This is a genomic window from Rhodovulum visakhapatnamense, assembly GCF_004365965.1.
GTDB classification, from domain to species: domain Bacteria; phylum Pseudomonadota; class Alphaproteobacteria; order Rhodobacterales; family Rhodobacteraceae; genus Rhodovulum; species Rhodovulum visakhapatnamense.
On record NZ_SOEB01000005.1, the window covers coordinates 106,332 to 126,597 of the forward strand.

Genomic DNA, 20,266 nt, shown 5'->3' on the forward strand with positions numbered 1-20,266 from the left:
CGTCCACCGGGTCAAACCGACTCAATAGCGCGAATCAACGGGAAGAACACCTGTGTACCCCCGATTCGTTGATAAAATCTCAACTTTCCGGGGCATTGCGGCGTGACGTTCTTCCTTTGCCATAGTCGATTCGGTCCAGAAGTTCGGCGAAGGCATCGCGTTCGTCCCGGTCCACATGCGCCCCGTTCGGGGCAAGCTCGAAGTCGGCCTCGTCCTCCTCCTCGGAGAGGCCGGCGCCGTGCCGCGCCCGGGCCGCCTGGCTCAGGCGCCAGGTCACCCCCTCGTCGGCAAAGCCTTCCAGGTCGCGCATGCCCTCCTCGATATCCCGTTCTGCCCCGCGAAGCCGGATCAGACGGTTGAACTCGTGCGAGATGCAAAGTGCGGCCTTTTCGGTGTCGCCCGGGGCATGAACCGGCGGCGCAATGCGCACATGGCTGAGCGAGAAGAGCTTTTCAAGGGGTTCGGGTCCGATGCGCCGTTCGACCGCGGCCAGCATGGCCTCGCGGTCGTCCTGCGGCGGCAGGCTCAGCAGCGCCTGTTGCAGCGCCGCATGGTCGGGCGCGGCGCAGACCAGCGCCTCGAGCTCGCCCGCGAATTGCGCGATCAACTCGGGATGGGTGATCAGCGCGGCCAGAATCACCGCCTCGCGCAGCTCTTCCTCGAAGCGCGGGATCGCCTGCACCAGCTCGGAACTTTTGGTGCTGGCAACAGGCCTTAGGCGCGGCTCGCGCGGCCAGCCGCCCTTGCGGAACCCGCCGCCGCTGCGCGCCGGACGGAACAGTTCCCAGCGCAGGCGCTTCAGATCTTCGGCGTAATGATGGCGCAGGGTCTGGTCGGGGATCCTGCCGATGGCGGCGGTAAGATCGCGTTCCAGCGCGGCGCGGCGTTCGGGGCTGTCGAAGACCCGGCCCTCGGTCGCCCGGTCCCAGAGGATCTGAACCATCGGCCGGGCCTCGTCGAGGATCTTGCGCATCGCCCCGGCGCCGCCCGCCCGGATCACCTCGTCGGGGTCCTGACCGGGCGGCAGGATCGCAAAGCGCAGCGCCTGCCCGGCCTCAAGCAGCGGCAGCGCCAGATCCATCACCCGCCGCGCCGCGCCGATCCCGGCCTTGTCGCCGTCGAGCGCGATCACCGGCTCGGGATGAATGCGCCACAACAGCCGCAGCTGATGCTCTGTGACGGCGGTGCCCAAAGGCGCCACGGCCGCACCGAACCCCGCCTCGGACAGCGCGATCACGTCCATATACCCCTCGGCCACGACCAGCGGCTGGCCCTTGCCCGCCGCCTCGCGCGCCCGGTCGAGGTTGAACAGCGTATGCCCCTTGTCGAAAAGCTCGGTCTGGGGCGAGTTCAGATATTTCGCATTGTCGTTCGGGTCCATCGCCCGGCCGCCGAAGGCGATGACCCGGCCGCGCCCGTCGCGGATTGGAAAGAGGATCCGGTTGCGGAAGACGTCATAGGGCTGACGCCCCTTGTCCGAGGGCCGCGCCAGACCGGCCGCGAGAATCAGGTCCGGGTCGAGCCCGCGCCCGGTCAGATGCGCCCACAGCCCCTGCCAGCCGGGTGGCGCAAAGCCGATCTCCCAGCGCGCCTGCGCCTCGGGACTCAGCCCGCGCCGCGCGAGATAAGCCCGCGCCTCGGCGCCCGCGCCGGTCTGCAACTGCATCCGGTAATGCCGCTGGGCAACCTCCATCACCTCCAGCAGGCGGGTCTGGCGGTCTGCCCTGACCTTGTCGGCGGGATCGCGCACCGGCATCGGCATCCCGGCCTCGCGGGCGAGGATCTCGACCGCCTCCATGAAGCCGACATTTTCGGTTTCCTGCACGAATTTGACCGCGTCGCCCTTCGCCTGGCAGCCGAAGCAGTAATAATAGCCCTTACGGTCGTCGACATGGAAACTGGCGGTCTTTTCCTGATGGAACGGGCACGGCGCCCAGAGATCGCCCTTGCCCTGGTTCGACTTCCGCGCGTCCCACATCACCTTGCGCCCCACCACCTGGGCGATGGAGGTCCGCGTCCGCAACTCGTCGAGGAATCCGGGGGGCAAGCTCATGCCGAACAATATCGGGCGCGGGGGGCGGCTGTCCATATCGGCCGGGCCTGCGGGCGGCAGCGAGTCGCCGCCAGACGCGGGACGGCGGCCGGTTTCGGCTCAGCCCCGCCCGGCCTTTTCCTGCAAAAGCGCGGTCAGGATCTCGGCCATCGCCTTGGCCTCGCCCGCCGAGGTCACGCCGCCCACGCCCACCCGGCGACCGAACCGCCACCAGACCCCCGGCGCCCAGGCGCGCGGCAGGGCCTCGGTCAGGCTCAGCGAAAACCCGTTCGAGGGCTTGAAGGCCAGCATGCCCCGGTCGAGCCCGGAAATCCGCTCGATCCGCGCCAGCTCGCGCCCGCGGTCGTCGAAAAGACCCTCGCGCGTCAGCACCAGCCGACGCGCCGTCGCCCGGCGCATCGCCTCGGCCAAAGCCAGCGCCCCCGCTCCCATCGCCAGCAGGAACGCACGGTATCCGATGCCAGCGGGCGGATGCACAAGCGCGATCTGCAACAGCAGCCCCGCCAGTGCCAGCAGCACGCCCAGACCGATCACCCGGCGCACGGCCGACACCCTGAGCGTTGCCAGTTCTTCCGTCATTTCCGCCCCTTTCGCCCCGCGCCAGACGCGGCCCGCATGAAATTCGTGCAGACGCGGCGATGCTGCCCTGTGATTCCGGCAGAGTATCGCGTAGGCTCGCCTCTTGTTGGGCGAGAGGGTCGGCGTCAACCCGCGACCGGACAGACGCGGCGAAAAAGCACCTTGCCCGAGGCGACGAAGTCGCCATCTTTGGGGGGAAGCCAATTCATTTTGGTGGACAGGATCAACACAGGTGGATCATGACTGACAAAACTTCGGAAAAGCCCGCGCAACTCCTGGAAGACCCGACTCCGTTCTCGAATCGGATGAACTGGCCTCTGCTCAGCGCGTCCAACTCGAAAACCGAGCTGAAAACGGACGATCCGACGCCGTTCTCCAGCCAGTTCAAGTGGCCGCTGCTGTCGGGCCGCAAGTCCCAGGTCGAGCTGACCACCGGGACGACCCCGCTTTCCGACATGATGAAATGGCCGCTGCTCAGCGACAAGGCGACCATGTTCGACACCGAGCTTCCCTCGGCCGAAGGTGGCAGCAAGGCCACCGGCGACAGCCCGGTCAGCAAGTTCATTCGCGGCATCATGACCGGCGAACCGCAGAAGTAAGCGGACCGGCCAAAGCCGTTTTTGGCGCGGAACCCGCCGGGATCTCCCGGCGGGTTTCGCGTTTTCGGCATTTGGGACGTTGGACGCCGCCGCACCGGACGGTCCGCGCGTCAGGCCGAGACGGCCTTCCGCACCATGCTCCAGTAAAGATCCTCGACCTCGGCGCGACTCAGCCGCCCCTCGTCGCGGTACCAGGTGGTGACCCCGGTCAGCATCGCGATCACCGCGAAGGCCGCATGCTTGCTGTCGGCCACATCGAACGCCCCCTCGGCCGCGCCCTGGCGCAGGATGTCCTCCAGCACGGTCTCGTAGCGGCGGCGAAGCGCCTCGATCGCCCGGAAATTCGCGGGATCGAGGTTCCGCAGTTCCATATAGGCGATGAAGACCGCATCGGGCCGGTCGAGGTGAAAGCGCACGTGAAAACGGGTGAAGGCCTCCAGCGCGTCGCGCGCGCCGACCCCCTTGGGCAGCGTCTCCCAGGCGGCCAGAAGCTCGTCGAGATGGCTTTTCATCAGCTCGAACAACAGCCCCTGCTTGTCGGGGATGTAGTTGTAAAGCGCGCCCGCCTGCACGCCCACCTCGGCCGCGATCCGGCGCATCGACACCGCGGCGTAGCCATGCCGGGCAAACAGCGCCTGCGCCGCCGCCCGCAACCGCGGGCCGGTGATTTCGGAATGGGACCCGGAGGTGCGTGCCATCACCCCAGAGTATCTGAACGCGCGTTCAGTTCAATCCCTGCCCCATCCGCGTCCTGCGCCGTCTTGCCGTCGCCCGGCCGCCCCGTCTATGGTGCGCGCGGTCAACGGAGGAGCCCATGGCGCGCCTGCCCCTATGCCTTGCCGCAGCGCTGCTGCCCGCGCTTGCCGCCTGCACCGATTTCCCCGAGATCGACGCGGCCGAACGCGCCGTGACGGGGCCGACCCTCGCCCCCGAAATCGCCCCGATCGACCCGCTTCTGGACCGGGCGCAGGCGGTTCGGGACCAGGCGCCGCCCGAACCCTCGCTGGAAGGCCGGGCCGCAGCGCTGAAGGCCCGCGCGGCCCGGCTGCGCGCCCGCGAGATCTGAGCCGACCCCGGGCGCGCCCCGGTCGCGTTGCATGCCCGGCGGCTTCGCGCTAACAACCCGCGAACCCTCAGCCTGTGATCCGGGAGCCGCCTTCATGACTACCCCCTTGCGTCTTGGCATCGCCGGTCTCGGCACGGTCGGAGCCGGCGTCCTCAAGATCGTCCAGTCCCGCGCCAATCTGCTGGCCCAGCGCGGCGGGCGGCCGGTGGTCGTCACGGCGGTTTCGGCCCGCAGCCGCGGCAAGGACCGCGGCGTCGATCTGTCGGGCTATGCCTGGGAGGACGATCCGGTGGCGCTGGCCCGGCGCGACGATGTCGATGTGCTGGTCGAGCTGATGGGCGGCTCGGATGGCCCCGCCAAGGCCGCGACCGAGGCCGCGCTGGCCGCGGGCAAGGACGTGGTGACCGCGAACAAGGCGATGCTGGCGATCCATGGCCAGACCCTGGCCGAGACCGCCGAGGCGGCGGGTCGGGTGATCCGGTTCGAGGCGGCCGTCGCGGGCGGCATCCCGGTCGTCAAGGCACTGACCGAGGGGCTTGCCGGCAACCAGATCGCCCGGATCATGGGGGTGATGAACGGCACCTGCAACTACATCCTGACCCGGATGGAACGCGAGGGCCTGCCCTATGAGACTGTCTTCGACGAGGCGCAGGCACTCGGCTATCTCGAGGCCGACCCGACGCTCGATGTGGGCGGCATCGATGCGGGTCACAAGCTGTCTCTGCTGACCGCCATCGCCTTCGGCACCCGGGTCGATTTCGACGCGGTCGAGCTGGAGGGGATCGAACGGATTTCCATCGTCGATATCCGCCACGCCGCCGATATGGGCTTCCGGATCAAGCTTCTGGGCGTCGCGCAGATGACCGGGCGCGGGCTCGAACAACGGATGTCGCCCTGCCTGGTGCCGGCGCAATCGCCGCTGGGTCAGCTTGAGGGCGCGACCAACATGGTGGTGCTGGAAGGCGATGCGGTCGGCCAGATCGTGCTGCGCGGCGCGGGCGCGGGCGAGGGTCCGACCGCCAGCGCGGTGATGTCGGACGTGATCGACATTGCCCGCGGCTACCGGGTCGCGACCTTCGGCCAGCCCGCCGCCGGGCTCGAAAGCGCCCGCCCGGCCCGGGCCACGGTCGCGGCGCCCTACTATCTGCGGATGGAACTGCAGGACAAGCCCGGCGCGCTTGCCAAGGTGGCGGCGGTGCTGGGCGAGGCCGGGGTCTCGATCAACCGCATGCGCCAGACCCGCCACAGCGAAACCACCGCCCCGGTTCTGGTCGTCACCCACAAGACCACCCGCGACGCGCTGGATCAGGCGCTGAAGGGCTTCGCCGCGACCGGCGTGGTGGTGGGCGACCCGGTCGCGATCCGGATCGAGGACGTCTGATCCGCCGGATCGTCTCGCCCGAAGCCGAGTCGCAGGGTCACACCCATTCGCTCGGTGCCGGGCGTGCGGGATGGTCACGAATTGTTTCCATCCACCCAAAAGTGACGTTGCGTCACCGGCAATTTACCGCCGATTAACCTTAACAGGGCATTAAGGCAGGGTTTCTCTCCAAACGGGAGCCCCATGCCGCAGGTCATTTCCCTGGCGTCGGCGCGCAGCCGCCGCGCGCCCACTCCCGAGTCCGTCGCCCCCGCCCGCCCGAGCGACCTGCGGCTGGGCGAGTTGCTGCTGGCCTCGGGCGCGCTGTCGCCCGAGGCGCTTGGCGGCGCGCTGGCCGGGCGGGCCCGGATGGAGATCCGGCTGGCCGATCTGCTGCTGGCCGAAGGTCTGGTACCGCCCGACGAGATCGACGCGACGCTGTGTCGGCTGCATGGCACCGGGCGCGCCGATTTTCAGTCCTGCCCGCCCGACCCCCGGCTGATCGACAGTCTCGGCCCGGCCCGCTGCCTGCGCGACGGGCTGCTGCCCTGGCGCCGGGTTGGCGGCGCCACGCTGATCGCCACCGCCCGGCCCGAACGGTTCGAGGATCACCGCGCCGACCTGCCCGCCGATCTGCAGCCCGCGGTGATGGTGATCTGCCGCGAGGGCGAATTGCAGGAGGCGCTGGCCGCGCGGCGCGCACCCGCTCTGGCGCGGGCGGCGGAAACCCGGGTCGGCGCCTGGGACAGCTGCCGGTTCTGGTATCGCGCAGGTCCGCGCGCCAGCGTGGTCCTGGGCCTCTCGGGCCTCGGGCTTGCAGCACTCATCTCGCCGCGGGCGGTGCTGACGCTGCTGACCCTCTGGACCGTGCTCTGGATGGTTCTGGGCACAGCGCTGAAGGCCGCGGCCGCGATCGCGCAGATCCGCGCCCTGCTGCGCGCCCGGCGCCATCCGCCGCCCCCCGAGCCGACCATCGCCCGGCTGCCCGCGGTGTCGATCCTGGTGCCGCTGTTTCGGGAAACCGAACTGGCGCCCAGGCTGATCGCCAGGCTCGCGCGGCTCGACTATCCCCGCGCGTTGCTCGACATCTGTCTTGTGACCGAGGCCGATGACAGTGCCACGCGCGGCATGCTCGACCGTACCCGCCTGCCGCCCTGGATGCGCTGCCTGACCGTGCCCAAGGGGCAGCTGAAAACCAAGCCGCGCGCGCTGAACTATGCGCTGGAATTCTGCCGCGGGTCGATCATCGGGGTCTACGACGCCGAGGACGCCCCCGCCCCCGACCAGATCCGCAGGATGGTCGCGCATTTCCACAGCCGCGGCCCCGAGGTCGCCTGCCTGCAAGGCGTGCTCGATTTCTACAACGCCCGGGCCAACTGGCTGGCGCGCTGTTTCACCGCCGAATATGCCGCCTGGTTCCGGGTGATTCTGCCCGGGCTTGCGCGGATGGGCGTACCGGTGCCGCTGGGCGGCACGACGCTGTTCTTCCGGCGCCCCGCGCTTGAAGCGCTGGGCGGCTGGGACGCCCATAACGTCACCGAGGATGCCGATCTGGGTATCCGTCTGGCCCGCCACGGCTACCGCACCGAATTTCTCGACAGCGTCACCGAGGAAGAGGCCAATTGCAGCGCCTGGCCCTGGGTGCGGCAACGGTCGCGCTGGCTCAAGGGCTATGCCATGACTTGGACGACCCACAGCCGCCGCCCCGGCCAGTTGCTGCGCCAGCTCGGCCCCTGGGGCACCTTCGGGATGCAGGTGATGTTCCTGGGCACACTCACGCAATTCGTCTTTGCGCCGCTCCTGTGGTCGTTCTGGCTGGTGCCGCTGGGGCTGCCGCATCCGCTGGCCGCGACGCTGACGCCGACCGGTCTTGCGGTCCTGTTCGCGCTTTTCATCGCCGCCGAGGTCATCAACCTGGCCATCGGTGCGCTGGGGCTGGCGCGGGCGGGCAAGCCCGGGCTCATCCCCTGGCTGCCGACGCTGCATCTTTACTTTCCGCTGGCCTCGATCGGGTCCTACAAGGCGCTCTGGGAAATGGCCGTGCGGCCGTTCTACTGGGACAAGACCCGGCATGGGCTGCATGAGGGCGAGACCCGCCGCGCCCCCGAAATCATCGCCGAGGCCCGGCCGCACAGCCCCGAGGATCAGCCCTCGGCCAGCATAGCATCGGCGTCGTGACGCAGCCGCGTTTCGAACGCGATCGAGATATGCCGCTTGAGCGCATCATAGGCGCCATCGCCGTCGCCCGCCTCGATGGCGCCGACGATGGCGTCATGCTCGGCCAGCGCATCGCGCCCCCGCCCCTCGACCGCCAGCGACGTCGTCGCCATCAGCGCCATGGTCCGATGCACCAGATCGAGCTGCTGCACCAGATAGCGGTTATGCGAGGCCAGATGGATCTGCTTGTGAAACCGCCGGTTCGCCCGTGCCAGCGCGGCGGGGTCGTTCAGAAGCTTGAAATCGTCCTCGACCATGCCGCGCAGCACCCGGGTTTCCTCGGCGGTGGCATGCCGCGCCGCCAGCCGCGCCGCCAGCCCCTCGAGTTCGGCCCGCACCACGTAAAGCTCGGCCATCTGATCATGGGTCAGCGAGGCCACGATCAGGCTGCGCCCGTCGCGCGACAGCAGCGACTGGGTCTCGAGCCGCTGCAGCGCCTCGCGGATCGGCGTGCGCGACACGCCGAAGCGTTCGGCAAGCTCGCTCTCGACAAGCCGGTCCCCGGGACGATAGACACCGACGTCGATCGCCTCGAGAATCAACTCGTAGGCATCCTTTTGTGCGGGTCTGACGTCCTTCATAACCATGGGCTCCTGCATACGATGGTAGACAATAGGACTCCGAGGCCTCGCAAATCAAGTCCTCCTCCTTGTGCCGATTGCCGCAGAGCCCTATCCAAAGGCGCATGATGCCTAAAGATTTCTCGAACCTGAGCGGCTGGGTCTTCGATCTGGACAACACATTGTATCCGCCCGAAGTCCGGTTGTTCGACCAGATCGAGGTCCGGATGACCGCCTTCGTCATGGAGACGCTGGGCGTGGCCGAGCCCGAGGCCAACCGTCTGCGCAAAAGCTACTGGGCCGAATTCGGGACGACTCTGGCCGGACTGATGGCGCTGCACGGGGTCGAGCCCGGCCCCTACATGACCCGCGTCCACGACATCTCGCTGGACCAGCTCACGCCCGACGCGGACCTGCGCGCGGGCATCGCCGCCCTGCCCGGGCGCAAGATCGTGCATACCAACGGCTCGGCCCCCTATGCCGAACGGGTCCTGGCGGCGCGCGGGCTCGATGGCGTCTTCGATGCGGTTTTCGGGGTCGAACATGCGGGCTATATTCCCAAACCCCGGCGCGAGGCCTTCGAAATCGTCGCGGCGCTTGGCGGCATCCTCCCGGGCGAGGCCGCGATTTTCGAGGACGACGCCCGCAACCTGGCCGAACCCTGCGCCATGGGCATGCGCACCGTGCATGTGGCCCCGGTCCGCGAGGACGCGGCCCATATCCACCACCATACCGACGACCTGACGGCCTTTCTCGGGCGCCTGTGCCGCCTTTAGTCGGCCTTGCCTTGAACACCGTTGTATGCGACGGGATGCCGCGTGGGGCGCCAGAGCGAGGCTCCCATATCGGGAGCATCAAAGGGAGAATCGCATGACTTCGGAAACGACCACCGAGCCCACGGAAACCCCGCGCTGGCTGCGCAGTTTCTATGCCATTCCGGTGATCGGCTGGATCGCCCGCGACTTGAACGAGGGCGACGAGGACAACGTCTGGTATCTGGTCGGCGGCGCGCTGTGCCTGTGGGTCCTCGCGATCCTGCAATGGGGCGTGCTGGGGCTGTATCTGCCCGCGGTCGTTGCCACCTGGGTGTGCCTCGGGATGCTGATCTGGATCAGCCGCGGCTGAGCCACGATCTCTTGGACCCCACCTCTTGGACCCCGGAGGCCGGCAGGCTATCTGAGGATCAGGAGGCACCCAGATGACGCGCATTTCCACCGATATCCTGATTTCCGGCGGCGGCGTCGCCGGACTGACCGCCGCGGCGCTGTTCGGCACCGAGGGCTATTCCGTGATCTGCGTGGACCCCGCGCCGCCGGTCACCGAGGAAACCGCCGAGGGCGCCGACCTGCGCAGCACGGCCTTCCTGCAACCCTCGCTTGCCGTGCTGAAGGCAGCCGGGCTCTGGGACCGGCTGGCCCCCTTCGCGACCGACCTGCAGGTGATGCGGATCGTCGATGCGGGTGGCAAGATCCCCTCGCCGCGCATCACCCGCGATTTCAACGCGACCGACGTGTCGGACCTGCCCTTCGGCTGGAACCTGCCGAACTGGCTCTTGCGGCGCGAGATGGTGCGGCGGCTCGAAGACCTGCCCAATGTCGATTTCCGCCCCGGCACCGCCACCACCGGGGTGCTGACCCGCGACGCGGAGGCGCTGGTCGATCTCAGCGACGGCACGAAGGTCTCGGCCCGGCTGCTGATCGGCGCCGACGGGCGCAATTCGCCCGTCCGCGAGGCGCTGGGGATCGGCGTGCGCACCATGCGCTATGGCCAGAAGGCGCTGGCCTTCGCCGTCACCCATTCCGAGCCCCATAGCAATGTCTCGACCGAGATCCACCGCTCGGGCGGACCGTTCACGCTGGTGCCGCTGCCCGATCGCGACGGCCGCCCCTGTTCGGCCATCGTCTGGATGGAACGCGGCCCCGAGGCGCTGCGCCTGGCCGCCCTGCCCGAGGCCGAGTTCAATGCCGAGATGACCGCGCGCTCGGGCGCGATCTACGGGCCGCTCCGGCTGGAAACCCGCCGCACCGTCTGGCCGATCATCAGCCAGGTCGCGCACCGCATGTCGGGCGAGCGGACCGCGCTGATCGCCGAGGCCGCCCATGTGATGCCGCCCATCGGCGCGCAGGGGCTGAACATGAGCCTCGCCGATCTGCGCGTGCTGCTGGATCTGTGCCGCGCCGCGCCGAACCGGATCGGCGAAGACCCGATGCTCGATCTCTATCACCGCCGCCGTCACCCCGAGGTGCTGGCCCGCGTGACCGGCATCGACCTGTTGAACCGCGCCTCGATGCAGTCCGCGCAACCGCTCCGCGACCTGCGCGCGGCGGGGGTGGCAAGCCTTTACGCGCTGAAACCGGTGCGCAGGACACTGATGCGGCTGGGCATGGGCGCGCGCGGCTGAGCGGCGAGCGCGCCTAGCCCAGCGGCCCGGGCAGGCGTTCCTCGCTGAGAATCACGTTGGCCTCGACATTTCCGACGCCGGGCAGGGTCATGATCCGGCGCCGCAGCACGCGCTCGAAATCGGGCAGGTCGCGGGCCACCACCTTCAGCCGGTAGTCGAACAGCCCCAGCACATGCTGCACCGTCTGCACTTCGGGGATCGCGGTCACCGCGCGTTCGAACTGTTCCAGCCCGACCCGCCCCTTGGTGGCCAGCTTGACGCCCAGAAACACGCTGACCGAAAAGCCCAGCGCCTCGGCATCCAGCACCGCCCGGCGCCCGGCGATGACACCCGACTCTTCCAGCCGCCGGATCCGCCGCCAGCAGGCCGGCTGGCTCAGCCCGAAGCGCCGCCCCAGCGCGCCCGCGCTTTGCGTCGCATCCTCGGCCAGCGCGCGCAGGATCTTGCGGTCGATCTCGTCCAGCTCGATCACAGCGGCAAAGCCTCGGCGCGCTTGATATCGGCCACATGCATCAGCGCCTCGATATCGGCGATATGCGGCAGGGTCAGGATGCGGGTGCGGTAGAGTTCCTGATAATGCGCCATGTCGCGCGCGAGGATGTTCAGCCGCACATCGACCCGGCCCAGAAAGGTCTGGATCTCGCGCACCTCGGGCACCTCGCGCGCCGCCGCGACGAATTCGTCGAAGGCGCGGGGATTGGTCTTGTCGAGCGAAAAGCGCAGGCTGACCTCGACCGAATAGCCCAGCGCCCGCCAGTCGATCACCGCCTGGATGGCCTTCAATGCCCCCTTGGCGCGCAGCTTTTCCAGCCGCCGCCAGCAGGTCGCGGTGGTCAGCCCGGCCCGATCCGCCAGATCGGCGGTCGAGAGTCCCGGCTCGGCCTGCAGATAGCGCAGCAGGCGGCGATCGGCATCGTCCAGTTGAATGATCATTGCGACTCTGCCAGGTCAGACGAATGCATTTTTCCGTTTCTGGCGAATTTCTTCAAGTAATGAAACCCGTCCCGTTCGGGATGCGCCTAAATTCGCGCCAACCGACCCTCATGAAGGACGAACGCGATGCGCGTGTATTACGACCGTGACTGCGACATCAACCTGATCAAGGACAAGAAGGTGGCGATCCTGGGCTACGGCTCCCAGGGCCATGCCCATGCGCTGAACCTGCGCGACTCGGGCGCCAAGAACGTCGTCGTCGCCCTGCGCGAAGGCTCGGCCTCGGCCAAGAAAGCCGAAGCCGAAGGCCTGGCCGTGATGGGCATCGCCGAAGCCGCCGCCTGGTGCGACCTGATCATGTTCACCATGCCCGACGAGCTGCAGGCCGAGACCTACAGGAAATACGTCCATGACAACCTGAAGGAAGGCGCCGCCATCGCCTTCGCCCACGGCCTGAACGTGCATTTCGGCCTGATCGAGCCGAAGCCCGGCGTCGACGTCATCATGATGGCCCCGAAGGGCCCCGGCCACACCGTGCGCGGCGAATACGTCAAGGGCGGCGGCGTGCCCTGCCTGGTGGCGGTCGCCAATGACGCGACCGGCAAGGCGCTGGAACTGGGGCTCAGCTACTGCTCGGCCATCGGCGGCGGCCGCTCGGGCATCATCGAGACGAGCTTCAAGGAAGAATGCGAAACCGACCTCTTCGGCGAACAGGCGGTCCTGTGCGGCGGCCTGGTCGAGCTGATCCGGATGGGCTTCGAGACCCTCGTCGAGGCGGGCTACGCCCCCGAGATGGCCTATTTCGAATGCCTGCACGAGGTGAAGCTGATCGTCGACCTGATCTATGAAGGCGGCATCGCCAACATGAACTACTCGATCTCGAACACCGCCGAATACGGCGAATACGTGTCGGGTCCGCGCATCCTGCCCTATGACGAGACCAAGGCGCGGATGAAGGCGGTTCTGAACGACATCCAGTCGGGCGTCTTCGTGCGCAACTGGATGCAGGAATGCGCCGTCGGCCAGCCCTCGTTCAAGGCCACCCGCCGCAACAACGACGCCCACCAGATCGAACAGGTCGGCGATAAACTGCGCGCCATGATGCCCTGGATCACCGCCGGCAAGATGGTCGACAAGTCGAAGAACTGAGCCCGTCCCTCTCGGATACGGCAAGAAGGGCCCCGGATTTCTCCGGGGCCCTTCGCGTTTCCCTGTCCCGACAGGCAGCCGGGGTCACGGCGCGCCCTTGCCGTCGCTCCGGGTGCTCGGCGCGTCCGCGGCCAGGGTGCTCTTGGGGGCATCCGGGTCGGCCTTGCGCGCCTCGGTCCGGCGCTTGCTGACCCAGGCGAAGACCACAACGGCGCACAGTGTACCGAGAGCGAGAGTTGCGATCAGGGACGTGGCGTCCATGGATGAAGCGTCCATACGGGCTCTCCTCGAAAACTGCGGGCGCATCTGATTGCGCCCACTTCCGAAGACCCAACGGTTCGGGGCTGAACGCGTTCCCTGCCGCTTTCTCCCTGGCGAACGGCCGCGCGGAAGGATCAGACCCCGGCCAGTCCCGCCGCGCCTTTCGCGGTCACCGCCTCGACCGCGTGCACCACTTCCTCGACAACGTCCGTCAGGAGCGTGTCATCCTCGCATTCGGCCATGACCCGGATCAGCGGCTCGGTCCCCGACTTGCGGATCAGAAGCCGCCCATGTCCGTTCAGCCGGTGCTCGGCCTCGGCGATGGCGGCCTTGACCGGCGCCGTGCCCAGCGGGTCGGCCCCGGCGGCATAGCGGACGTTCTTCAGCAATTGCGGCACCCGGTCGAAACGGCGCGCAAGATCCGAGGCCGGACGCCCGGTCTCGACCATCGCCGCGAGAAATTGCAGCCCCGCCAGCAGCCCGTCGCCGGTGGTGCAATAATCGGTCATCACGATGTGGCCCGACTGTTCGCCGCCAAGGTTCCAGCCGCCCTTGCGCATCGCCTCGACCACATAGCGATCGCCGACCGCAGTGCGTTCAAGCCGAAGCCCCTGCCCCGCCAGATGCCGCTCGAGCCCCAGATTGGACATCACCGTCGCGACCAGCGTGCCATCGCGCAGCCGCCCCTGCGCCGCCCAGCGTTCGGCGAACAACGCCATGATCTGGTCGCCGTCGGCGACGGCGCCGGTCTCGTCGATGATCATCACCCGGTCGGCATCGCCGTCGAGGCAGATCCCCAGATCGGCGCCATGGGCCACGACCGCAGCGGCCGCGGTATCGGGATGGGTCGAGCCGCATTTCTGGTTGATGTTGAACCCGTTCGGCTCGGTCCCCACGGGCACCACCTCGGCGCCCAGTTCCCACAGCACGGTCGGCGCCACCCGATAGGCCGCCCCGTTGGCGCAATCGACGACGACCTTCAGCCCGTCAAGCCGCAGCCCGCGCGGGAAGGTCGTCTTGAGAAATTCCGCATAGCGCCAGAGCCCGTCATCGATGCGCTTGGCGCTGCCGATATTGGCGGGCTGGCTCAGCGCGATCTCGCCTTGCAGGATCGCCTCGATATCGGCTTCGGCCTCGTCCGACAGCTTGAAACCCGAGGGGCCGAAGAACTTGATGCCGTTGTCTTCATGCGGGTTGTGGCTGGCCGAGATCATGATGCCCAGATCGGCCCGCATCGACTGGGTCAGAAAGCCCACGGCCGGCGTCGGCACCGGCCCCAGCAGCAGCACGTTCATGCCGGTCGAGGTCAGCCCGGCGGTCAGCGCGGTTTCCAGCATGTAGCCCGACCGGCGCGTGTCCTTGCCGATCACCACGCGGTGCCGGTTGAGCCCGTCGGTCCGGAAATAGCGCCCGGCCGCCTGGCCCAGCCGCAGCGCCATGTCGGGCGTCATCGGATGGCTGTTGGCGCGGCCGCGCACGCCGTCGGTGCCGAAGATCTGTCTACTCATGTCCCAGCTCCATGCCCTTGACCGCCGCGTCGAGCCGCATCGCCTGCCGCGTCTCGGCCGCGTCGTGCACCCGGAGGATCTGCACCCCCTGCCCGATGGCGGCCAGCGCCACCGCGACCGAGCCGGGTCCCCGCGCGGCCGCCAGCTCGGCGCCGCCGATGGTGCCGATGAACCGCTTGCGCGAGGCGCCCAGCAGCACCGGGCAGCCCAGTCCGTGAAAGAGGCTCAGCCCCCGCAGCAGCGCCAGATTATGGGCCAGCGTCTTGCCGAAGCCGATGCCGGGATCGACGACGATGCGCGAGGGCGGAATACCCGCCGCCAGCGCCGCCCGCACCCGCTCGACCAGAAAGTCGTAAACGTCGAGCAGCACGTGATCGTAATGCGGGTCCTTCTGCATGGTCGCAGGGTCGCCCTGGGCATGCATCAGGCAGACCGCCGCGCCCGCCCGCGCCGTCACCCCCGCCAGATCCGGATCGAAGCCCAGCGCCGCAACATCATTGACCATGTCGGCGCCTGCCGCCAGCGCCGCTTCGGCCACCGCGGCCTTGCGGGTGTCGATCGAGACCGGTCGCGCGACCCCGGCTGCGCGCAGGGCCGCGATGACGGGTGCGGTCCGCTCGATTTCCTCGGCGACCGGCACATCGGCCGCACCGGGCCGGGTCGACTCGCCGCCGATATCGAGAATGTCAGAATGTTCGGCCAGCGCGCGGCCATGGGCCAGTGCCGTCTCGGGCCGGTCGTGCTGCCCGCCATCGGAAAAGCTGTCAGGCGTGACATTGAGAATGCCCATCAGCCGCGGACGGTCCATGGTCAGCCCGGCGATGGCCGGGCGCGGCGCTGTCAGGGCGATGCGCCATTCCTCGGGGATTGCGCGCGCGGGCACCAGCCGCGGCGGCTCGGACCGGTCCAGAACCTCGGCCATCGCGAACCAGCCCCAGCCACCCGCCAGGGTCAGGGCGTCGGCGGGGCGGGCAGGATCGGTCTGGACGATAGGGCGAAAATAGCGTGTCATGGGCCGTTGATCTGCCAACGGGCGTCGCTTGGCAAGCCGTCAGATCCCGGTCGCGACCGCCGCGGGCGGGACATAGCGCACGTCAAGCCCGCGCGGGTCGTGTTCAGGCACATCCTCGCCGATCACCAGCATCTGTTCGGCATGAAGCCCCTCGGCAAACCACAAGGCCAGCGCCAGCGCGTCGCGCGGACTGGCCGAGGGGCTTTCGACCGCGTCGAGCACAATCTTCGAGGGCGCCCAGACGCTGATCTGGCGATGCTTCATTGCCCAGTCGATCTCGGTCCGGCTGCCGCGCACCACACAGCGCGGATCGCGCCCGGCCAGCACCCAGGCGTTCTGTTCGATGGCCAGCAGGTCGATCCGGCGTTGCGCAAGCGCCACCCCTGCGCGCGGCGCGGGCGCCTCGGCCGCGCCCACGCAAAGCACAAGCGGCCGTGGCCCAGCCTGCCAGCGGTCGAGCCAAAGGGGCAGATCGGGCGCGGCCAGCGCCTCATTGGTCAGATAGACGACCAGCGGCACCAGGGCCAGTTCCGGCTCGGGCGCAACGGGGACCGGACGCGGTTGATCGGGCGCGCGGTCGCGCACGATCTCGACGCCCAGCGCGCCCGGCCCGCGGTCGAGCTTTTCGATCCGCACGAAGGCCCGCATCGCCTGTGGCGCGGCAAGAATGCGCTCGGCGATCCGCCCGGCCAGCGTCTCAAGCAGGTTCAGCCGTTCCGAGGACAGCTCGGCCGCGATGGCATCGGCGATCAGGTCATAGGACAGCACCCGGTCGACGTCGTCCTCCAGCGGCGCGGGATTGGGCCGCACCTCGACCACGACGTTGAAGCGCACCCGCTGGGTCGAGCCGCGTTCGGCCTGAAAGGCGCCGATCTCGACCGCGACCACATGATCTCGCAGCGAGATCCGGTCGCGCGGCGGGCGCGCGGGGTCCATCGCTTCGGCCCGCGCGGACGGGTGGGCGAAGGCAAGGCGGATCTCATCGGTCATCGGGCTCTCCGGCAGGCTGCCCCTCGTCATAGGCGGAAACGGAGGGCTCGAACACCCCGGGGGCGTCTTCCTGCCAGACGGATGCGACGGCTCGGCGCTCAGTTCGCCGCAAGCGCGCCGGGCTGGCGATAGAACACATGCTGCCCGATCGAGGCCGTGCGGGCAAAGCGCCGCGCCCAGTTCGGATCGACGCTGTGATTGTGATAATGGGTCGCGCCGCCGGTCAGCACCCGCGGGCTGCCATCCAGCATCAGCCGCGCGACCTTGCCAAGCCGGGCATACAGCCGCTGGTCGGACACATGTTCGGCACGACCGTCGCAGGTATAGGAAAACTGGCAGCGGTTGCGCTGACCGGTGCCCTGATTGACCACGGCACAGACGTTGTCGGGATAAAGCGGCGAGGCCACGCGGTTCAGGATCACCTCGGCCACGGCGAACTGCCCCTTGACCGTCTCGCCCCGCGCCTCGAAGTAGAGCGCCTCGGTCAGGCATTTCCAAGGCGCAGCGCCATGGGCCTGCGGCAACGCGTCCAGCCATTTCGGGTCGTAGCGCACCGCCTCCCGGGCCTTCGAGGGCGCGGCCAGCCGCTTGATCCGGCGCTGGCCGACCCGCTGCAGACCGGCGCGTTCGGCCCCGAGAAGCCGGGCGAGATTGTCTCCCAAAACCGCCGTCGGATCGTTCGACTGCGATCCGGTCATCTCTGCCAGGACAGCCGACCCGGCCAATGTGAAAGCTGCGGCCGCCGCGAGACCCGCGACCCGAACGCTTACCCGACCCATTTGCCCCTCACCGCTGACCTACAGAACGCAGGACCTTGGTCGGCCCTGAGGCGGCCGTTTAAGTCAAAATGGCTCAAATGTCTATCAGGGGGGCTATTTTGCAACCCAGGGAAGATCGAATTTCGGCAGATACTTGCGCATGACACCTCGCCTGAAACCCGAAGAATGCCCCCTAACCCATTGATTCAATAACGCCCATGTTTTGGGCGGCGGGCTGCCCCCAAAGCCAGCTGCGCGGCGGCCAGTCGCGCAACCGGCACCCGGAACGGCGAGCACGAAACATAGTCGAATCCGGCGGTCCGGCAGAAGGCAATCGAATCTGCGTTGCCGCCATGTTCGCCGCAGATCGACAGCACGATTCCGGGCCGGGCCTTCCGGCCGCGTTCGGCGCCGATGCTCAGCAATTCGCCGACCCCTTCGGTATCGAGCACGTGGAACGGGTCCTCGGCAAACACGCCCTGCTTGACATAGGACCCCATGAAGCGCCCGGCATCGTCGCGCGACAGCCCATAGGTCATCTGCGTCAGATCGTTGGTGCCGAAGCTGAGGAAGGCCGCATGCTGGGCGATGTCGCCCGCCCGAAGCGCGGCCCTCGGCGTCTCGACCATCACGCCAAGACGAAAGGCGAAATCCACCCCCCGTTCGGTACGCACTGCGGCGGCCAGCGAGTCGATGCGGGTCTTGACCAGTTCGACCTCGCGCATCGCCGAAACCAGCGGGATCATGATCTCGGGCACGATGGACTGGCCCTTGCGCCGGGCCTCGATCGTGGCCTCGAAGATCGCCCTGGCCTGCATATCGTAGATCTCCGGCACGGCGATCCCAAGCCTGACCCCCCGCATCCCCAGCATCGGGTTGAATTCGGACAAGGCCTGAACCCGCCGGGTCACGTCGGACAGCGGCAGGTCCAGCGCTTCGGCCAGTTCCCGGATGCCCTCGCGCGATTGCGGCAAAAACTCGTGCAACGGCGGGTCGAACAGCCGGATGCAGACCGGAAGCCCCTGCATGATCTCGAAAAGCCGGATGAAATCGCTGCGCTGCATCGGCAGCAGGCGCTCCAGCACGGTGCCCCGGTCCTCAGGTCCGGCGGCAAAGATCATCTCATGCATGACCGTCAGTCGGTCATGTTCGAAAAACATATGTTCGGTGCGGCAAAGCCCGATCCCGTCCGCCCCGAACCGGCGCGCGGTCTCGGCATCGGCGGGGGTGTCGGCATTGGCACGGACGCCGATGTCGCAGGCCGCTTCGGCCCAGCCCATCAGCGCATGGAACGCATCGTCAAGCGCGGGCGGCAGCATCTTGGCCTCCCCCAGCAGCGCCTGCCCGTTGGTGCCGTCAAGCGTGACGACATCGCCCTCATGCAGCTTGCGCCCGTCCGAGGTGATCAGCACGCCGTCACGGCGGTTCAGCCGCATATCCGACACGCCGACGACGCAGGGAACACCCAGCCCGCGCGCGATCACCGCCGCGTGGCTGGTCATGCCGCCCCGTTCGGTCATCACGCCCGCCGCCACATGCATGCCGCGAATGTCTTCGGGCGTGGTCTCGCGCCGCACCAGAATGCAGGCCTCGCCCCGCGCCGCGCTGGCCTGCGCCGCGGCCGACCCGAACACAAGCCGTCCCACCGCCGCGCCGGGGCTGGCGGCGATGCCCTGCGCGATCACCGGCCGCCGCCCGGTCGGATCGACCTGGCTGTGCAGAAGTTCGCTGACCGCGCGCGGCTCGATCCGGGCCAGCGCCTCTTCACGGGCGATGATCCCCTCATCGGCCAGCATCACCGCGATCCGCACCGCGCTGCGGGCACTGCGCTGCACCCGCACCGCGTCCAGAACCCAGAGCCGCCCGGCCTCGATGGTGAATTCGATCTGCATCTCTTCGCGGAGATTGATCCGGCAGGTCTCGCCGAACCGTTTGAGCCGCGCGAAAAGATCGGGGCAGCGATCCTCCAGCGCCGGACCGCGCGGATCGCGGGTCAGAAACAGCGCCTGTTTCTGGCGGCTGACCGCATCGCGGCCCTGGCTTTGGCCCAGATACCGCCCGGTGATGCGCCGCTGTCCGGTGGTCCCGTCGACGAACTGGATCACCCCCGAGCCGCTTTCCTCGGGTCCGAGGCCCAGCGCCATCTGCTGCACCACAAGCCCCAGCCCGGCCTCGGCCGGTGCGCCCTTGGCCTGCCGCAAAAGCCGCGCCGTGGTCCCCTCCCAGGCCCGTGCCATGGATCGCAGGACTTCCTGCAACTGCCGCGCGGGATCCTGCGGAAACGGCTCTTCGGCCTCTTCGGCATAGGCCTCGAGGGCGGCGCGCAAGGTTTCGCCCGCATAGCCCTCGGCCTCGAAGAGATCGGGGTCGAGCCGCGCCACATGGACCGCATAGGCCTGGATGAAGCGCAGATACAGCGCGTTGGCCGCAGCCTCGCCATGGGTCTCGCACAGAGCCGTATGGCGTGCGTCGTTCATGCCGATATTGAGGATCGAGGCCGGTCCTCCCCAGTCGGGGTCCTGCGAGCTGGGCCGGACCGAAATCAGGGGCGCCGCGCCGAAAACCGCCAGAAGGGCCTCGGTATCGGGCATCTGGCCCAGCGCGATGCGGTGCACGGCCTCGAAGGACAGGGCGACGGTCCGCGGCACCGGCAGGTCGATGCGGATCAGGCGTTGCAGGCATTTCGCCCGCCCGCCATGGCGGTCCGCGGCGATGGCCGCGTCCGGCGTTATCTCGGTAAAGTCAACGATATCCGTGAGTTTCCGCACCGCAGCATCCTTCGCCCATGCTGCAGCATACGCCGATGGCGGAATCTGACAA

General features: G+C 68.4%; 20 protein-coding genes. 8 read left to right on the top strand and 12 right to left on the bottom strand.

The annotated features are described in order from the left end of the window. Positions 1-79: 79 nt before the first annotated feature. Complete coding sequence (dnaG, locus tag EV657_RS06340; RefSeq protein WP_134077421.1) at positions 80-2,053, bottom strand: DNA primase; 1,974 nt, start codon at positions 2,051-2,053, stop codon at positions 80-82. Positions 2,054-2,152: 99 nt separating this feature from the next. Continuing rightward, entirely contained in the window at positions 2,153-2,632 is a 480-nt protein-coding gene (locus EV657_RS06345) for a hypothetical protein (protein ID WP_075784951.1), read from the bottom strand. 239 nt (positions 2,633-2,871) lie between these two features. Between EV657_RS06345 and EV657_RS06350 the strand changes: the two genes are divergently transcribed. After that, positions 2,872-3,231 carry a hypothetical protein gene (locus tag EV657_RS06350; RefSeq protein ID WP_133260486.1) on the top strand — a complete coding sequence of 120 codons (360 nt, stop codon included), beginning with the start codon at positions 2,872-2,874 and terminating at the stop codon, positions 3,229-3,231. A 110-nt stretch (positions 3,232-3,341) separates the two neighbouring features. Here the strand turns inward: EV657_RS06350 and EV657_RS06355 are convergent, their stop codons facing one another. Beyond that, the gene (locus EV657_RS06355) at positions 3,342-3,929 is read right to left on the bottom strand and encodes a TetR/AcrR family transcriptional regulator (RefSeq protein WP_134077422.1); all 588 of its coding nucleotides are present in this window, start codon (positions 3,927-3,929) and stop codon (positions 3,342-3,344) included. 116 nt (positions 3,930-4,045) lie between these two features. Between EV657_RS06355 and EV657_RS06360 the strand changes: the two genes are divergently transcribed. From EV657_RS06360 to EV657_RS06370, 3 genes are all read left to right on the top strand, one after another. Next, complete coding sequence (locus tag EV657_RS06360; RefSeq protein WP_075784948.1) at positions 4,046-4,297, top strand: hypothetical protein; 252 nt, start codon at positions 4,046-4,048, stop codon at positions 4,295-4,297. 94 nt (positions 4,298-4,391) lie between these two features. Continuing rightward, a complete protein-coding gene (locus EV657_RS06365; protein WP_075784947.1) occupies positions 4,392-5,678 on the top strand; it encodes a homoserine dehydrogenase in 1,287 nt (428 codons plus the stop codon). 183 nt (positions 5,679-5,861) lie between these two features. After that, entirely contained in the window at positions 5,862-7,835 is a 1,974-nt protein-coding gene (locus EV657_RS06370) for a glycosyltransferase family 2 protein (protein ID WP_243628166.1), read from the top strand. On the opposite strand, the gene EV657_RS06375 is transcribed toward EV657_RS06370, so the two are convergent. Then, a complete protein-coding gene (locus EV657_RS06375; RefSeq protein ID WP_075784945.1) occupies positions 7,802-8,455 on the bottom strand; it encodes a GntR family transcriptional regulator in 654 nt (217 codons plus the stop codon). The two genes, EV657_RS06370 and EV657_RS06375, sit on opposite strands and share 34 nt — an antisense overlap. Before the next feature lie 104 nt (positions 8,456-8,559). On the opposite strand from EV657_RS06375, the gene EV657_RS06380 reads away from it, so the two are divergent. The 3 genes from EV657_RS06380 (at position 8,560) to EV657_RS06390 (ending at position 10,835) form a co-directional block, all read left to right on the top strand. Then, positions 8,560-9,210, top strand: a complete 651-nt coding sequence (locus EV657_RS06380; RefSeq protein ID WP_075784944.1) for a pyrimidine 5'-nucleotidase — start codon at positions 8,560-8,562, stop codon at positions 9,208-9,210. Positions 9,211-9,304: 94 nt separating this feature from the next. Next, positions 9,305-9,559: a hypothetical protein gene (locus EV657_RS06385; RefSeq protein WP_075784943.1), complete on the top strand. Its 255-nt coding sequence runs from the start codon at positions 9,305-9,307 to the stop codon at positions 9,557-9,559. Positions 9,560-9,632: 73 nt separating this feature from the next. Then, entirely contained in the window at positions 9,633-10,835 is a 1,203-nt protein-coding gene (locus EV657_RS06390) for a UbiH/UbiF family hydroxylase (RefSeq protein ID WP_134077423.1), read from the top strand. Between the two features lie 13 nt (positions 10,836-10,848). Here the strand turns inward: EV657_RS06390 and EV657_RS06395 are convergent, their stop codons facing one another. Together EV657_RS06395 and EV657_RS06400 are read right to left on the bottom strand one after the other, a co-directional pair. Continuing rightward, positions 10,849-11,307, bottom strand: coding sequence for an Lrp/AsnC family transcriptional regulator (locus EV657_RS06395; protein ID WP_134077424.1), 459 nt, complete (start codon positions 11,305-11,307; stop codon positions 10,849-10,851). Further along, positions 11,304-11,768, bottom strand: a complete 465-nt coding sequence (locus EV657_RS06400) for an Lrp/AsnC family transcriptional regulator (protein WP_075784940.1) — start codon at positions 11,766-11,768, stop codon at positions 11,304-11,306. The genes EV657_RS06395 and EV657_RS06400 overlap by 4 nt, the downstream gene beginning before the upstream one ends. Positions 11,769-11,894: 126 nt before the next feature. On the opposite strand from EV657_RS06400, the gene ilvC reads away from it, so the two are divergent. Then, a complete protein-coding gene (gene ilvC / locus EV657_RS06405; RefSeq protein WP_075784939.1) occupies positions 11,895-12,917 on the top strand; it encodes a ketol-acid reductoisomerase in 1,023 nt (340 codons plus the stop codon). Between the two features lie 84 nt (positions 12,918-13,001). Here ilvC and EV657_RS06410 read toward each other — a convergent pair whose 3' ends face one another. The 6 genes from EV657_RS06410 to EV657_RS06435 form a co-directional block, all read right to left on the bottom strand. Next, positions 13,002-13,193 carry a hypothetical protein gene (locus tag EV657_RS06410; protein WP_113670844.1) on the bottom strand — a complete coding sequence of 64 codons (192 nt, stop codon included), beginning with the start codon at positions 13,191-13,193 and terminating at the stop codon, positions 13,002-13,004. Positions 13,194-13,312: 119 nt separating this feature from the next. After that, a complete protein-coding gene (glmM, locus tag EV657_RS06415) occupies positions 13,313-14,686 on the bottom strand; it encodes a phosphoglucosamine mutase (RefSeq protein ID WP_134077425.1) in 1,374 nt (457 codons plus the stop codon). Next, positions 14,679-15,698 (bottom strand): dihydropteroate synthase, encoded by a 1,020-nt coding sequence (folP, locus tag EV657_RS06420; RefSeq protein ID WP_075784936.1) that lies wholly within the window; start codon positions 15,696-15,698, stop codon positions 14,679-14,681. Before folP ends, glmM begins: the two co-directional genes overlap by 8 nt. Before the next feature lie 39 nt (positions 15,699-15,737). Continuing rightward, on the bottom strand, positions 15,738-16,688 hold the full coding sequence (locus EV657_RS06425; protein ID WP_134077426.1) for a dihydroneopterin aldolase: 951 nt from the start codon (positions 16,686-16,688) through the stop codon (positions 15,738-15,740). Positions 16,689-16,786: 98 nt separating this feature from the next. Then, positions 16,787-17,386, bottom strand: a complete 600-nt coding sequence (locus EV657_RS06430; protein WP_243628167.1) for a cell wall hydrolase — start codon at positions 17,384-17,386, stop codon at positions 16,787-16,789. A gap of 266 nt (positions 17,387-17,652) precedes the next feature. After that, a complete protein-coding gene (locus tag EV657_RS06435) occupies positions 17,653-20,214 on the bottom strand; it encodes a putative PEP-binding protein (protein ID WP_075784933.1) in 2,562 nt (853 codons plus the stop codon). Between the last annotated feature and the right edge of the window lie 52 nt (positions 20,215-20,266).